This is a genomic window from Flavobacterium sp. DG2-3, from assembly GCF_030730925.1.
In the GTDB taxonomy this organism is placed as follows: Bacteria; Bacteroidota; Bacteroidia; order Flavobacteriales; family Flavobacteriaceae; genus Flavobacterium.
Genome location: NZ_JAVAMB010000001.1, coordinates 825,930 through 841,249 on the forward strand (window position 1 = coordinate 825,930; position 15,320 = coordinate 841,249).

The 15,320-nt window shown below is 34.8% G+C and carries 13 protein-coding genes and 1 tRNA gene; 10 read left to right on the plus strand and 4 right to left on the minus strand.

Annotated elements, in window-relative coordinates; all coding sequences use genetic code 11:
* Positions 1-24 precede the first annotated feature (24 nt).
* From Q9Q97_RS03505 to Q9Q97_RS03515, 3 genes are all read right to left on the minus strand, one after another.
* Entirely contained in the window at positions 25-1,977 is a 1,953-nt protein-coding gene (locus Q9Q97_RS03505) for a PKD domain-containing protein (protein WP_306154665.1), read from the minus strand.
* A gap of 112 nt (positions 1,978-2,089) precedes the next feature.
* Positions 2,090-3,073, minus strand: a complete 984-nt coding sequence (locus tag Q9Q97_RS03510) for a hypothetical protein (protein WP_306154667.1) — start codon at positions 3,071-3,073, stop codon at positions 2,090-2,092.
* Between the two features lie 365 nt (positions 3,074-3,438).
* Positions 3,439-3,738: a hypothetical protein gene (locus Q9Q97_RS03515; protein WP_306154669.1), complete on the minus strand. Its 300-nt coding sequence runs from the start codon at positions 3,736-3,738 to the stop codon at positions 3,439-3,441.
* 131 nt (positions 3,739-3,869) lie between these two features.
* Here Q9Q97_RS03515 and Q9Q97_RS03520 point away from each other — a divergent pair, with 131 nt between their 5' ends.
* The 6 genes from Q9Q97_RS03520 to Q9Q97_RS03545 all read left to right on the plus strand — a co-directional run bounded on the left by Q9Q97_RS03520 (position 3,870) and on the right by Q9Q97_RS03545 (position 10,807).
* The gene (locus Q9Q97_RS03520) at positions 3,870-4,454 is read left to right on the plus strand and encodes an RNA polymerase sigma factor (RefSeq protein ID WP_306154671.1); all 585 of its coding nucleotides are present in this window, start codon (positions 3,870-3,872) and stop codon (positions 4,452-4,454) included.
* A 2-nt stretch (positions 4,455-4,456) separates the two neighbouring features.
* Positions 4,457-5,182, plus strand: a complete 726-nt coding sequence (locus Q9Q97_RS03525) for a tol-pal system YbgF family protein (RefSeq protein WP_306154672.1) — start codon at positions 4,457-4,459, stop codon at positions 5,180-5,182.
* A 507-nt stretch (positions 5,183-5,689) separates the two neighbouring features.
* Positions 5,690-7,399, plus strand: a complete 1,710-nt coding sequence (locus Q9Q97_RS03530; protein WP_306154675.1) for a S41 family peptidase — start codon at positions 5,690-5,692, stop codon at positions 7,397-7,399.
* Between the two features lie 401 nt (positions 7,400-7,800).
* Positions 7,801-8,589 carry a TatD family hydrolase gene (locus Q9Q97_RS03535; RefSeq protein ID WP_306154677.1) on the plus strand — a complete coding sequence of 263 codons (789 nt, stop codon included), beginning with the start codon at positions 7,801-7,803 and terminating at the stop codon, positions 8,587-8,589.
* A gap of 63 nt (positions 8,590-8,652) precedes the next feature.
* Positions 8,653-9,789 (plus strand): 1-acyl-sn-glycerol-3-phosphate acyltransferase, encoded by a 1,137-nt coding sequence (locus Q9Q97_RS03540; RefSeq protein ID WP_306154679.1) that lies wholly within the window; start codon positions 8,653-8,655, stop codon positions 9,787-9,789.
* Positions 9,779-10,807, plus strand: coding sequence for an asparaginase (locus tag Q9Q97_RS03545; RefSeq protein ID WP_306154681.1), 1,029 nt, complete (start codon positions 9,779-9,781; stop codon positions 10,805-10,807). Before Q9Q97_RS03540 ends, Q9Q97_RS03545 begins: the two co-directional genes overlap by 11 nt.
* Before the next feature lie 139 nt (positions 10,808-10,946).
* Here the strand turns inward: Q9Q97_RS03545 and Q9Q97_RS03550 are convergent, their stop codons facing one another.
* The gene (locus Q9Q97_RS03550; RefSeq protein WP_306154683.1) at positions 10,947-12,191 is read right to left on the minus strand and encodes an MFS transporter; all 1,245 of its coding nucleotides are present in this window, start codon (positions 12,189-12,191) and stop codon (positions 10,947-10,949) included.
* A 90-nt stretch (positions 12,192-12,281) separates the two neighbouring features.
* On the opposite strand from Q9Q97_RS03550, the gene Q9Q97_RS03555 reads away from it, so the two are divergent.
* The 4 genes from Q9Q97_RS03555 to Q9Q97_RS03570 all read left to right on the plus strand — a co-directional run bounded on the left by Q9Q97_RS03555 (position 12,282) and on the right by Q9Q97_RS03570 (position 15,192).
* Positions 12,282-13,151 (plus strand): LysR substrate-binding domain-containing protein, encoded by an 870-nt coding sequence (locus tag Q9Q97_RS03555; protein WP_306154684.1) that lies wholly within the window; start codon positions 12,282-12,284, stop codon positions 13,149-13,151.
* 54 nt (positions 13,152-13,205) lie between these two features.
* A tRNA-Ser gene (locus Q9Q97_RS03560) sits at positions 13,206-13,292 on the plus strand.
* A gap of 307 nt (positions 13,293-13,599) precedes the next feature.
* Positions 13,600-13,962, plus strand: a complete 363-nt coding sequence (locus tag Q9Q97_RS03565; protein ID WP_306154686.1) for an S-adenosylmethionine decarboxylase family protein — start codon at positions 13,600-13,602, stop codon at positions 13,960-13,962.
* A 3-nt stretch (positions 13,963-13,965) separates the two neighbouring features.
* The gene (locus Q9Q97_RS03570) at positions 13,966-15,192 is read left to right on the plus strand and encodes a DUF4178 domain-containing protein (protein WP_306154689.1); all 1,227 of its coding nucleotides are present in this window, start codon (positions 13,966-13,968) and stop codon (positions 15,190-15,192) included.
* Positions 15,193-15,320: the final 128 nt, after the last annotated feature.

The following is a 15,320-nucleotide window of genomic DNA, read 5'->3' on the forward strand; positions in this document are numbered from 1 at the left end:
CTTTGTGTGTCTCTGCGTAACCAATCAAAACTTCCAAATACCATAAAGCTGGATATAATTAAAATTCTGCTCGAAATTCATCACATAACGCGCGCCCAGACTTGGACCAATTCTCGCAAAACCAGCCGTAAGATCAAATAGAAGTCCTGCTTTGTAATCGGTAAACGTGTTTTTTATTTTGTTTGAACTGGTTTCGGTGCTAATCAAGAAATTTTCTTTGTCGCCTTCGTAAGTATCCACCTGAATTGTTTGATTTTGTTCAGATGAAACATTGACATTCGCCTGAATTCCTGCGCCAATTCCGATATAATTATTAATGTTGTATCGAATCAAAATCGGAATCTCCCAATTGATATTTTTATTTTCTGTAGAAGTTGTCGTTCGCACTAGTTGTCTCGTTCCGTTGGCATTGGTATTAAAGGCATCAACAACAGTTACAGCACTATTATATTGGTTTAGAGCATTTTCCCATTCTACCTGCCAATAAAAACGATAGGACTTAAAAGGCGAAAGCGTTGCGCCTACAAAATAGCTCGTAGATTTATCTAAATCGGGATAAATATTATAACCTGCTTTGGCACCAATCGAAATTCCGGGCAAGAATCTTGTCGTGGCATAATTGGTTATAATAGGTTCGTTTTTGTCAAAGATAATTGCTGTTCGGCTTCTGGTTTTTACTTTATGAAAATCCTCGCCAAACTTCATCGAATATTTGACAAAGCCTTTGGTGGAATCTTTTTCATGCACATTTTTTTGTTCTGTTCCTGGCAGATAAATGTTTTTGAAAGTGAAAATAATCTGCTTTTGTTTGATAATCGTATCGAGACAGCTCACAGTTGGTTCTTCGCCTTTTGGACAAATCGGACATTCTGGATACATGCTTTCAATCTGAAAAGTCTTTTTATCAAACATATCGGGAATATCAGTTTCTAAACGGATTTTTCGCGCCGGACCTTCACCGTTATTTTGAAAACGAGTTTTGAAATTTACTCTTTTAAAACGCACCAATCTGTAATTCATAAAACTTCCGTTGGATCCCATTTTGTTTGGATCGTGAGAAGTTACAATTTCCATTTCCAGATTTTTTACGTTATGGTTTTTATAGCTTCGATTCGGAACAAAAATACCGCGCATGGTAACCGTAGCGCTGGTATCTTTTATCATTTCAGGAGTCGTTTTAAAAGTATAAAAAACATTTCGCGTTTCTCCAGGATTGGCTTCATCAAATTCTAAAATGGAAACATTATGATACGTTTTATTTGCATCTAAAAGCGAAGCATCCAAATCTTCTTCGGTTGTGGTATTGCGGTATTTTTTGGTTTTGAAATTCCCTTCGGCGGAAGCCAAAAAAGTATTCGAATCGTTGAGATCATCAGTAGAAGCAACCAATTTTTCTTGAACTTCACGTTCGCCCGCATACGTTCTAAAATCGCTTAATTCGAAATTGTTGTGTTTGAATTGCTTTTCATTATAAAACAAATAAAGCTTTCCATTTGAAACATAATTCTCCAGATTTTGATAACTCACCACAACTACCATTTCTTGCTCTGGAATCGGGTCGCAGTTCTTGATAATCGCAAATCCGTTTTGATCTGCAATAGATGCAATGTCTTTATAATTGGTGTCGGTAATATCGTTTATCGCTACTTTTTTAGGCCGTGTTGCGGGCGGTTTTCCATTGTCATAATTATTCGTTACCGCAAGTCTTGTCGTGTAGGTGCCTTTCTTTTTATAAACATGCTTCGGCTCGGCTTCTTTGCTATAATGTCCGTCGCCAAGTTCCCATAAATACGAATAACTTGGTTTTGGCGCACCCGCAATCGGAATCAAAGGCGGTGTTTCGGGTTTAAAAACAACCTGATTTCCGTTTTGAGTAAAACCGATATTGGCTCTTCGAGTTATGGTGTCTTTTACTTTGGTTTGACCTATTGCAAGAATAGAAAATAGAATAAAGAAAATAGACAGTTGTGGTTTCATAACGAGATAGTTTTTGGCTTTAAAATCTTCAGAATCAATTTTAAAACAAGATTAAATGTAAAAAAAAGTGATGAGCAAATCACCACTTTTTCTTAAAAAAAGCATTTGTAAGTTACTGTATGGCATTTATTGCAGCAACCAATTGAGCTTCTGTGCCGACTGTTGTTTCGGACAATGTAAAGGTGTAAACGGCATTTGCAGTTGTTGTTACGCCTTTTATTACATAACGCCAGTTTCCATTATCTTCAGTTGCAAAGATGATATGGCAAGCTAAACCAACTGGAATTTGTCCATAATGTTCGCTAAACAATCCTTCAGCGGTATAAGTGTCCAATTTGGCAAGAGCGTTTGTGCCTTCTCCATCATAAGAAAGATATACGGCGCTGTTTGTGTTGTTGTATCCGTCTGGAACATCAACCAGAATAGTTGTTTTGGGTCTCGGATCGCTATAAAAACGGTCAACGTTAGTCCATCCAAAGTTTCCGAATGTTACATAATAATTGTTTCCTTCTCCTTGCACGCCACCTTTTCCTCCAGTTCCATCAGCATTGGCATTGGCTTCTCTCCAAGCCAGTTCGCCATCTTCATCTATAACTCCAGTCCATAAAGTCATTAAGTTATCAAACCCATTTGTTAAAGCAGTTGGAACAATCATGCTTAATGAACAAGAAGTTTGCAATTCGACTCCCCCCTGAGTTGCTTTGATGAAGAATTCTCCTCCAGAAATTAAAAGATTTTTCTTTCCGTCGGGCATAATTCCCATTGTTGGTTTATTGGTAACCAGCATATTTCCCTTGTCAAAAAGTTCAATGTATTCTATATCGACTTGACCTGTAACCGGATTTCCGTTTTTGGTCAAACAATCTCCATTAATGTAAAGCTTTACACCCTTCGCTGAGGTTAGCGTTACAACGCCATTTCCCGCTGTCATCGTAAAATTTTGTGTATTTCTTTTTACTCCTTTTTCACTAATGCTTTTAAAAGCTCCAGCAGTTGGTGGCGAAAGTTTGATGTCGTCTCCGTCGGTATTATCGCAGCTTGCAAAAGAGATTAGTAATAAAAGTGAAAGTCCGATTGTTTTAAAATTTGTTTTCATAATTTCTAGTTTTTATAAATCTGGCTTGATGTGAATCAAGTGGTTTTTCAGATTTTGGTTGTTACATTTTTTTGTAAATCAATTTGGGTTTGATTTTGTTACCCTTTGTTTTGAAAAAATATTTTTTAAAGGCTTTTACAGTGTTATATCAATTAGACTGAAAAATTGTTACCCCATTAATGCTCATTTTTTTTAAACACATAGAATCATAGTTTTTAGGAGTCTTTAAAAAAGGCGTTTCACTTAATTTAAATTCACATAGTAAAAATGGTGTAGGTTATGTGTTAGAAACTAGTTTCTTTTCATATTCTTTTTACAGTATAAAAACCTATGTTTCTATGTGTTTAAAAAAACTCACATAGTTTTTAAACGGAAATACATTTGTCTTCAAATAGATTTCCGTCTTCATCAACAGCAACCAGGATGTCTTTTTTACGGGAAAATGTAACAGTGAGATAAATCCAGACAACTAGCCAGAAACCCAAAGTGATAATGCTGAGTAACAAATGAAAAGTATGATTTACAGCTTTCTTTTCTTTAGACAAAACCACATAAGGCAGTTTCTCATTTTGTTCTGTAATAACAAAACCGTTGCGTGTTTTGGCGGCGATTATTTCGTAAAATCGATCTATGTTTTTTTCAGTAATAAATTGGTAACTTTCCATTTCTTTTAATTTTTTAAAGGTTTTTAAAAGACTTTTGTTTTGATATATACAATTGATTGTAATATTGTTACCTCTCGTTTTTAAAGATTTTTAAGATTCTTTTTTTTAAATTAGCTGTAAAATGTTTTTTTATGGATCAAAATAAAATTCATCCTGATCAAAAATATATCGACGGACTTGCGGCAAACGATTCTGTAATTATTGAAATGATATATAAAAAGTTCGCGCCAAAAGTTGTCCAGTTTATCACTAATAATTCTGGTGACAAAGATCATGCGCAGGATGTGATTCAGGAAATCATGATTTTGCTTTTTAATCAGGCGAAAGCCGGAAAACTTCAGCTGACTTGCCCATTTGATGCCTATTTTTTCCTGTTATGCAAAAGACGCTGGCTAAACGAATTGAAAAATTCTGCCAATAAAGGGGTAACAATTTATGAGAATGTGGTATCTATCAATGAATCTGCTCACGAACTGATTGCTCAAGCAGAAGAATTTGATGAAAAACAAAAGCTTTTCGAAACCATGTTTCAGAAATTGGGAGAGAAATGTCAAGAAGTTTTGAAACTCAGTTTTTCTCTAAAATCGATGGAAGAAGTGGCACAAAAACTCAATGTAACTTACGGCTATGTCCGAAAAAAGAAATCGTTGTGCACAGGGCAATTAACGCAGTGGATTCAGGAAGCGAAAAATTTTAACTCTTTAAAAAACAATTAATCATGAACGAAGAACGCTACATATTATTTGACCAATATCTTCAAGGCGAACTGACCGTTGATGAAAAAAACAATTTTGAGAAACAGCTCTCTGAAGATGCTACACTGGCTTCGGAGTTTGAAAGTTTCAAAGAAATGCATTTTCAGCTGGAAAATAAATTTGGAAAAGAACAGGAGCGAGCCGCTTTTGAAGAAAATCTGACTCGAATTTCGGATAAATACTTCAATAAAAAGAAACAAAAAGTCGTATCGCTTAAACCGTGGTATTTTGCCGTTGCAGCATCAGTAATTATTATGTTCGGATTGTTTTTCTTTGATTATAAACATTATCCAAATTTTGAAGATTACAATCATCCAGAAAGTGCTTATTTTACAGAGAGAGGCGTGTCTGAAGAAACTTTGAAAAAAGCAGAAAATGATTTTAATGGAAAAAGATATGAGAAAGCAATTCCGCTTTTTGAAAGTATTTTGAAAGAAAATAATTCACCAGAAATTAAATATTTCTACGGTGTTTCATTATTGCAGGTAAACAAATATGTAAAAGCTGAAACTATTTTTAAAGAATTAGAAGCAGGAAATTCTGTTTTCAAAGAAAAAGCAAAGTGGAATCTGGCGTTGTCTAAGCTAAAACAAGGAAAATATGCCGAGTGTAAAGCAATTCTAGAAACCATCTCACAGGATTATGAAGATTATGATGAAGTGGAACATTTATTAGAAGAATTGGAATAAATTTCAACTTTTTGTAAAAAAAATGCCCAGAATACGGGAAACCTCAATCGAATTTGGAATTTTAGTTCTAAATTCGATTTTCTTTTTAGAGAAAATGAAGTTTGGAACGCACTTTGCTATTTATAGGAGCAGGTAAATTAAAAACCTGTTTGTCGTACTGAGGAACGAGGGATCGCACTAGCTGATCGAGAGAAAAAATGGGGGTTTTCTTTTTCGAAGCTTCTTGTGAGGTCCTTCGTTCGTTAGAATAACAAAAATAGGTTATTATTGTTCAGACCTTTGTCAAAGTTAAGCTTTGACAAAGGTTTTTTGTTTTTAGCAAAGTATAATAGTCTGTTTTTATTTGCGCTTTCGCGAAAGCGAATCTTTTAGGCGCTTTTAGTTTGCTAATTTTCAGTATAATTTGAGGAAAACCGTAAAAGTTGTTTTGAAATATTTCCTACATTCGACGGAATTAAAAAATGAAGTTTCCCAAAACTTTTTCAAATCTAACCCCCAAACCATTGCATGAAAAAAATTACCTTATTTTTTCTAATTATCTTTTCTCACATTCTCTTTAGCCAAAAAGTTACCGAAACAGAAAAACTTGCCACAACCTGTAAAGTATGGGGATTTCTAAAATATTATCATCCAAAAGTTGCCGCAGGTGAATTTAATTGGGATCAGCAATTGATAGACATTTTGCCAAAAGTCGAAAAGGCGCAAACCAGAAAAGAGTTTTCATTGGTAATTTCAAATTGGATAGATACTTTAGGAGAAGTGCCGTTAATTGCACCAATTGCAGAGCCGAAAGATGTCAAGTTTTTTGATAAAAATTTTGATTTATCGTGGATCAATACAAGTGCTTTATTTTCTAGAAATCTTTCGGCAAAATTGAAATTTATTGAAGAAAATAGGTTTCAGAGTAATACAGAATTTAACCCAGATTTTGATGCTTTTAAAACGGTAAAAAATTACTTTGACCTTGATTATAATAATAAAAGCAACAGACTTTTAATGACATTTGCTTATTGGAATGCAATAGAATATTTTTTTCCATATAAATATATTATGGATCAAAAATGGGATATTACTTTAAATGAAATACTTCCTGCTATGGTTGAGGCGAAAAATTCGGATGAGTTTAATAAAGCATTAAGAAAAATGAGTACGAAACTAAATGACAGTCATGTTATGTTTCACATTTATCCAGATGCAACAACTGTAAAAAGCCCAGTTTATTTTCCTGCAACAGGTAAAATAATAGATGAAAAGCTAGTCATTACTGAGATTTTAGGGGATAGTCTAGCTGAAGCTGATAATATTAAAATTGGAACCGTAATTACTAAGATCAACAATAAAACGATTAAAGAGCTTATTGAAGAAAAGAGAGATGTTGTTAGTGCTTCAAATGAAGTTTCTTATCAAAACAGAATTATTGCTAGTTTACTGAAAAGCGAATCTGAAAATGTTAAAGTAGAATTTTTAACAAACGGAAAATACGAAACAAAAGCGATGAAATGGTTTAATTACCATGATTCACACAGAAATGAATTTAAAAAAGGAGCGCAGAAAAAGAAAGATAAATTTAAACTTCTGGAGAACAATATCGGCTATGTTAATATGGGCGAAATTAAACCCAAAAATATCCCTGATATGATAGAGAATCTCAAATCGACAAAAGCAATTGTTTTTGACATGAGAAATTATCCAAAAGGAACTTTTAAAGAGATTTCAGATTTTTTGAATCCAGAGGAAAAGAAATTTTGCGATTATACATATCCTAGTTTAAACTATCCAGGTAGATTTGTTTTTGAAGAAGGAAGAAAAGCTGGATTTGCCAACAAAGATCATTACAAAGGAAAAGTGATTGTATTGCTTAACGAAGATTCCATAAGTCAGTCAGAATGGACGGCAATGTGTTTTCAAACGGCAGGAAATACGACTATTATAGGAAGTCAGACAGCGGGAACAGATGGAAATAATTTTGAGTTTGATTTCAGAGGATTTCATACTGCTTTTACAGGAATTGGAGTTTATTATCCAGACGGTCGAGAAACCCAAAGAATCGGTATTGTTCCAGATATTGAAGTCAAACCAACTATAAAAGGTATTCAAGAAGGGCGAGATGAGGTTTTAGAAAAAGCGCTTTCTTTTATAGAAAAAGGAGAATTAAAAACACAAGATTCTCAAAAGCAACAAGCAACAATCAAGAATCTGGAAAATCTTAAAAACTAAGAAATCGCGATGTCTGTCATCCCGAGGTACGAGGGATTTTCGCAAGAAACTCGACAAAGTTTTGTCTTCCTGAGCGGAGTCGAAGGACAAGTGCAGTAACCACAATGTGTAGACGCAGCATGAGATCCTTCGACTCCGCTCAGGAAGACAAACGGTGTGTGAAAATCCGCCATATCTGCAAAATCTGCGAGAGGAAAAATTCGCAACAACTTCGCGTCTAGACCTGACAGGTTTTTAAAACCTGTCAGGTCTAACGATGCATAGAATTCTCTTTCAGAAATAACAAAAAAAATAAAAATCCGTTTTTCATTTGCGCTTTCGCGAAAGCGAATCTGTAAAATCCGCGTTCCAACTCCAGAATTGCTATTCTTTTAATATTGTCGTAATTTTGGCGTTTTAAAATGAAAGCCTTGAATTCAACACCCATTATTACCGACACGCACACACATTTATATTCTGAAGAGTTTGATCAGGATCGAGACGAAATGATTCAGCGCGCTATAAACGCTGGAATTACACGTTTTTTTATTCCTGCAATCGATGCTGCGGCGACACAATCTATGTACGATTTAGAGAAAAATTATCCTGAGAATATATTTTTGATGATGGGTTTGCATCCCACTTACGTGAAAGATAATTATCTGGACGAATTGGCGCATGTGGAAACCGAATTATCTAAAAGAAAATTCTATGCAGTTGGCGAAATCGGAATCGATTTGTATTGGGATAAAACGCATTTAAAAGAACAGCAGATTGCTTTTAAAAGACAAATTCAGCTGGCAAAACAATACAAATTACCCATTGTAATTCACTGCAGAGAAGCCTTCGATGAAATCTTTGAGGTGCTAGAAGAAGAAAAATCTGAAGATTTGTTTGGGATTTTTCATTGTTTTTCCGGAACTTTAGAACAGGCATTGCAAGCTATTTCTTATAATATGAAATTAGGAATTGGTGGAGTTGTGACTTTTAAAAACGGAAAAATCGATCAGTTTTTAAATCAAATCGATTTAAAACATATCGTTTTGGAGACAGATTCTCCTTATTTAGCGCCAATTCCTTATAGAGGAAAAAGAAATGAAAGCAGTTATCTGGTAAACGTTATTGCTAAATTGAGCGATATATATGGAGTTTCTATAGAAGAAATCGCAACAATTACAACCCAAAATTCAAAAGACGTTTTTGGGATTTAACCTGTGCCTTACAAAACTTTAATTTTTTTTTTGTTCTTTTGCCCACTTAAATCTATATAAATAATGCAGAAATTTGATGCCATTCGACCTTTTTATGATTCCGAAATAAATGAAGCACTTCATGGTGTGGTTAATCATCCGATGATGAAAACCATGATGAACTTTACTTTTCCGGAAGTAGAAGATGAGGTTTGGAAGGAACAATTAAAGAAAACACACTCGATTCGTGATTTTCAATGCAACTTTATTTATAACACAATTCAGAAAGTCCTAGAAAAAAGCTCTGAAGGTTTAACGACTTCAGGTTTTGAAAAACTAGAACCTAATACTTCTTATTTATTCATCTCGAATCACAGAGATATTCTTTTGGACACCACTTTACTAAATGTATGTTTATTCGAACATGGTTTAGTAATGACAGCTTCGGCAATTGGAGACAATCTAGTAAAGAAAGCTTTCTTGGCAACTTTAGCGAAGTTAAACAGAAACTTTTTGGTTTTAAGAGGATTAACGCCTCGTGAAATGTTGCAAAGTTCTAAGTTATTGGCTGAATATATGGGACAATTACTGCTTCGCGAAAACCGTTCGGTTTGGATTGCACAAAGAGAAGGAAGAACAAAAGATGGAAATGACGAAACCAATCCTGGAGTTTTAAAAATGATCGGAATGGGTTCTGACGAAGAAAACTTAATGGATTATTTTAAGAAATTGAGAATCGTTCCAGTTTCTATTTCTTACGAATATGATCCGACGGATGTGCTAAAAATGCCGCAATTGATGGCAGAAGCCAACAACGAAGTTTACGTAAAAGATAAAAATGAAGATTTCATGACCATTATAAGTGGTATCATGGGAACTAAAAAAAGAATACATATTTCTGTCGGAGATGTTTTAGATACCGAAATCGATCAGATTGTAGCTGAGAATGATAATGCAAACAAGCAAGTTCAAGCTTTGGCACAAACTATTGATGATGTTATCTTGAAAAACTATCAATTGTGGCCAACTAATTTTATTGCTTATGATATTTTAAACGAAACAGACCGATTTGCTGACAAATACAAAGAAAGCGAAAAGTCGTTATTTGAACGTCGTTTAGAAATGAGAATCGGAAGCGATAATCCTGTTACAAGACAAGGGTTTTTAGCCATGTATGCTAATCCTGTTGTCAATAAATTAAAATACCAAGATGTCATCTAAAGCAAAAATATTATTGATTTATACCGGAGGAACTATCGGTATGAGCAAAGATTTTGAAACTGGAGCGCTCAAAGCCTTCAATTTTGGTAAATTAATTCAGAAAATTCCAGAAATCAAACAATTGGACTGCGAAATAGAATCGATTTCATTTGAGCACCCAATAGATTCTTCAAATATGAATCCTCAAATGTGGACCAAAATTGCCACAATTATCGAGGAAAGTTACAACGCTTTTGACGGATTTGTAGTCCTTCACGGATCAGATACCATGTCATATTCGGCTTCGGCATTGAGTTTTATGCTCGAGAATTTAGCAAAACCAGTTGTATTTACGGGTTCGCAATTGCCAATTGGAGACTTGCGTACCGATGCCAAAGAAAACCTGATTACAGCAATTCAGATTGCGTCGCTTTTAGAAAACGGAAAACCAGTGATTACAGAAGTTTGTTTGTATTTTGAATACAAATTGTACCGCGGAAACCGAACTTCTAAAGTAAATGCAGAACATTTTAGAGCTTTTACGGCTCCAAATTATCCTGAATTGGTAGAATCTGGCGTTCATTTAAAACTAAATAGACATTTATTTCTTCCTGTAAATAAAAATGCAAAACTGATCGTTCATAAAAACTTAGACAATCACGTAGCCATTATCAAAATGTTCCCTGGAATGAGCGAAATTGTTTTGGCTTCGATTCTAGGAACTTCTGGCCTGCGTGGAATTGTTCTGGAAACATACGGCTCAGGAAACGCACCAACCGAAGATTGGTTTTTAAACTTAATTGAAAAAGCCATTAAATCTGGAATGCATATCGTAAATGTAACGCAATGCTCAGGCGGAAGCGTGAACATGGGACAATATGAAACCAGTACAGCCCTAAAATCTTTAGGCGTTATTTCTGGAAAAGACATTACTACAGAAGCTGCAATTACAAAACTAATGTATTTGCTAGGACATAAAATTCCTCAAAACGAGTTTAAAGATGTTTTCGAAACTGCTCTTCGTGGTGAGATTTCGTAAATTTTTTTGAACCATATAAGTGATATAAGTTCAGTTTAAGTAACTGAACAAATGCGTCTAACTTTGTCAAAGTTAGACGCATTTGTTTTAAAAAAAACTTACATGACTTATATGGTTTAATTCAATTGGAATTTGGATTTTATTTTTTGGAATTTCCATAAGGAACAGGACAAGTTTCCAAATCCTCCTCAGTAGCTTTATGTTTTTTGTAATACACATAAACAATCACAGAAAGAATACAAATAATTCCCTGAATAGCAACTGTAGCTCTTACGCCAAGAGAGTGAGAAACATACCCAATAATCAAACTGCCCACAGGAATCATTCCCTGATAGGCCATCATATAATAACTAATGCTTCTAGAACGCATATTTACAGCGCTATGTGTCTGAATGTAAATGTTGATAGAAGAAGTTTGTCCCATCATTCCAATTCCGCTTAGCGTCATACAGATTAAAGCGATTGTGATACTGCTTGAAACCGCTAAAATAATTACACTGAAACCTAGAAGTAAACTTGCTGCGATCATCAATTTATTCATGTTTTCTGCAGATTTTAGATTGGCAAGATAAATCGCAGATAAAACAGAACCAATTCCAGCAGCGCTTTCGAACCAGCTGAAAGTTTCTGCATTTCCGTTAAAAATATCTTTGGCAAAAACCGGCATCAAAGTATTAAAAGAAATTACAAATAAACTGCTGCACGTAAGCATCATGAGCATTCGGGCCATTTCGGTTTCTTTTTTTACATAATCAAGACCTTCTACAAGATCGTCAATCATGTTTAGTTTGTTTTCGGTTTTGATATGCGGTGTAATTTTCATCATCATTAACGAAATAAGAACAGGAATATAACTCACAAAATTTCCAATAAAACAAATGTCTTCTCCATATTCATGCAAAATAATCCCAGCAAGCGCAGGACCTGCAATACGAGCAAAGTTGTTTAAAGTGGAGTTAAGCGCCACCGCGTTTGGAAGATCTTCTTTATTGTCAACAATATCGATCATCATGGTTTGGCGGCAGGTCATATCAAATGCGTTGATAATTCCCTGAATAAGACTCAATGCCAGTATAAAATTGATATTGTATATTTTAAGATAAATAAGCAAAGCCAGAGTTCCAGCCTGAAGCATTGCCAAAGACTGCAATACCATCATAGCTTTGTGTCTGTCGTAACGCCCAATAATACTTCCTGCCAAAGGCGCTAAAAACAAAGACGGAATCATACTTAAGAAAGTTGCCAAACCCAATAAAAATACAGATCCTGTAATGCTATAAACCATCCAGCTTACGGCTGTTTTCTGCATCCAGGTTCCAATAACTGATACGGATTGTCCGTAGAAAAATAACTTGAAGTTTTTTGATTTTAAGGCTTTAAACATGACTCTAAATATTTAATACAAAGGTCGGGATTATGATAGCATTAGAAAAATTAATAATTTTACTGATAATAAGTATTAAAACTTATCAATATGGAAATCTATCAACTGGAATATTTTATTAAAACGGCTGAGGTTTTGCACTTTACCAAAGCAGCCGAATTGTGTTTTGTAACCCAATCGGGGCTTTCGCAGCAAATAAAAAAACTCGAAGAAGAACTCGGCATGCCTTTGTTTAAGCGAATCGGCAAAAAAGTGCAATTGACAGAAGCAGGTTCGGTTTTTCTGATTCATGCGAAAAAAGTAGTCGAGAATGTTCAGAACGGAAAACAAGCGATCGAAGATTTAAATGAAATGATTGGCGGCGAACTCAGAATTGGCGTGACTTATATTTTCGGACTCTTGATTCTGCCTGTTGTCAATACATTTGCCAAACAATATAAGAACCTAAAAATTATTGTAGAATACGGCACCACAGAATCGCTCGAGCAAAAATTGATTAATAATGACGTTGATGTCGTTCTGGTCATTCCGTCGCATACCATTGAAAGTCCGATTTTAAAAGTGCCTTTATTTACATCGAATATGGTGATGGCGGTTTCTAAAAATCATGCTTTGGCGCATTTAGATAAAATTGCTTTTAAGAAAATAGAAGAAATTCCGCTGATTCTGCCCGGAAAAGGTTCAAACTCAAGAGAATTTGTCGAAGAATTATTCCAGAAGTTTAACATGAAACCCAAGATTTCGATCGAACTGCATTCTATTCACGCACTACTGCAAATGGTAGAAAACAGTGACTGGTCGACCATAGTGGCTGAAAAAGCGTTAAAGGGCTGGGATGATCTCAAAGCGATACAAATTACAGGAGTTGCAACCAAAAGAGAGGCTTTTATGCTTACAATTGGCAGTTATCAGAAAAAAGCGGTAAAACTGTTTATGGAAGAATTTAGAAAAAGCATATAACTTCGATTTTACTTTTGTAAAGTCATATTTTTTTGTGTTATTTGCAGACCAAATAGAGAGGTGTCCGAGTGGTTTAAGGAGCTAGCCTGGAAAGCTAGTATATGGGTAACTGTATCGAGGGTTCGAATCCCTTCTTCTCTGCTAGATTAAGTCCAAAATTTCAATTTATGAAATTTTGGATTTTTTTTGTCTTATAAAAACAAAAAACCTCTAATCTAGCCCCGATAGAAGCGGCATCCTTTTGTGTTGGGGTTCAACACAAAAGATATAGTCCCGATAGCTATCGGGACGGGACTACACTTGTTCTGAAAACCAAAATTTCTGCTCCTAAAAAACATCAAAAGTACAAATACATAGTCCTAAAAAGTTATTTTAAAAATACGGTTTCCCGCATTTTTTTATTACAGAAATATTATATATTTGGCTCCTGTGTAATACAAATAATTTGATGGATTTACCTCCTTATTCGCCAGGGTTACATAAACTGGTTACTCTACATGTCGGCCAAATCTCGAAGCTTACAGACAGCAAAGGTTTTGTTGCGGTTACCAATTCTATTTTGGAAAAATACGAATTGGAGAAGGTCGGAGCAGTGGTTCACGATTTTGATAACGATAGTTTTACGATTTCGTACTGTCTCAAAGAATCGCATATTTGTATACACACTTGGCCAGAATACAATCAGTTGACTTTAGACGTTTATTTGTGCAATTATCTTCAGGATAATTCGGCAAAAGTGCGTGCTGTAATGGCTGATTATATTACGTATTTTGATGCAGCAATTATTAAAGATTTTGAAATTAACCGTTAAGATATGAAGATTCCTTGTTACGACTGTAATACAGAAACCGAATTAGAGGTTGGTTTTGAAGTAATAAATTTTGTTTGCCCTGTATGTTATAGTGTTTATGTCGTTGATGATGCGGGACAATTTAGAAGAAGATCGCAATATAAAGCTCCTTTTCATGATTGTCCGCTGGCAATTGACGACACTGGTTTCTTAAACGGAAGTGAGTACACAGTAACGGGAATTTTAAGGAAAAATGTGTATCCAGATTACATTTGGACAGAATTTATCTTGCAGAACAAAGAAAAAGAATTTCTTTACTTGTCGCTTTCAAACGGGCATTGGATGATGCTTACCGAAATGGAAGAGATTGCCGATATCAAAAAAGGAACGAAAGTTCTGAAATATGATGGAAGAGATTACGACTTATTTGAACATTCGGATGCTGACATAATTAATGCGAAAGGATTTTTCGATTTTCAGATTCCAAATAAGAAAATTCATTTGGCAGAATTTATAAATCCGCCATACATTGTTTCGGTTGAAAAAATGAATAATGTTCAAACTGCTTTTCATGGTGAATATATCAGCAAAAATAAAATCAAAAAAGCATTTCCAGGAATAACATTGCCGTATCAGTCAGGAACTAGTATGATTCAGCCGTTTTATTTTGATCTTAAAAATACAGCTGTTATTTTCTGTCTTTTTGCTTTGCTGATTATTACTGCAAACTGGTATATTTATAAAGATCAAGTAGAGCAAAACGTATTTAACAGTAAGATTAAATTCACCGAATTTGATAATAAGGAAATTACAAGTCCGTCTTTTGTGCTTAATGGCGCTTCGGCACCTATGACTATAAAGGTTTCTACAGGCGTTGATAATTCTTGGGCAAACGTAAATATTGCTTTGATAAATGAGGATACGAATGACGAAATTTACGCCAACAAAGACATAGAATATTATTACGGCAGTTCTGATGGAGAATCGTGGACAGAAGGAAGCCAGTCTGAGAAATTTAATATTTGCGGTGTAGAAGGCGGAAAATACCATCTTTTAATAACCCCAATGAAAGCTCCAGAAGATCTTTCAAACAGCGAAATGTCGATCAGTGTAGTTTGGAATCAGCCTTCGAACAGAAATGCTTGGTTGGTTATTATCGGAATGATTGTAATTTACTTTATAGTACGTTATTTTAGAATTCAATTTGAAAAAAAGAGATGGGCAGACAGTTCTTACTCTACTTACGAATAAATTAATATGAAAAGAATTTTTGATTTTTTCAGCTATAATTGGGCTCCTTTGGCAATCGGGTTCTTTTGCTTTGGAGTTTACATCTATTTTACTCTCGCAGGAAACCGAATCTGCGATTGCGAAACCAC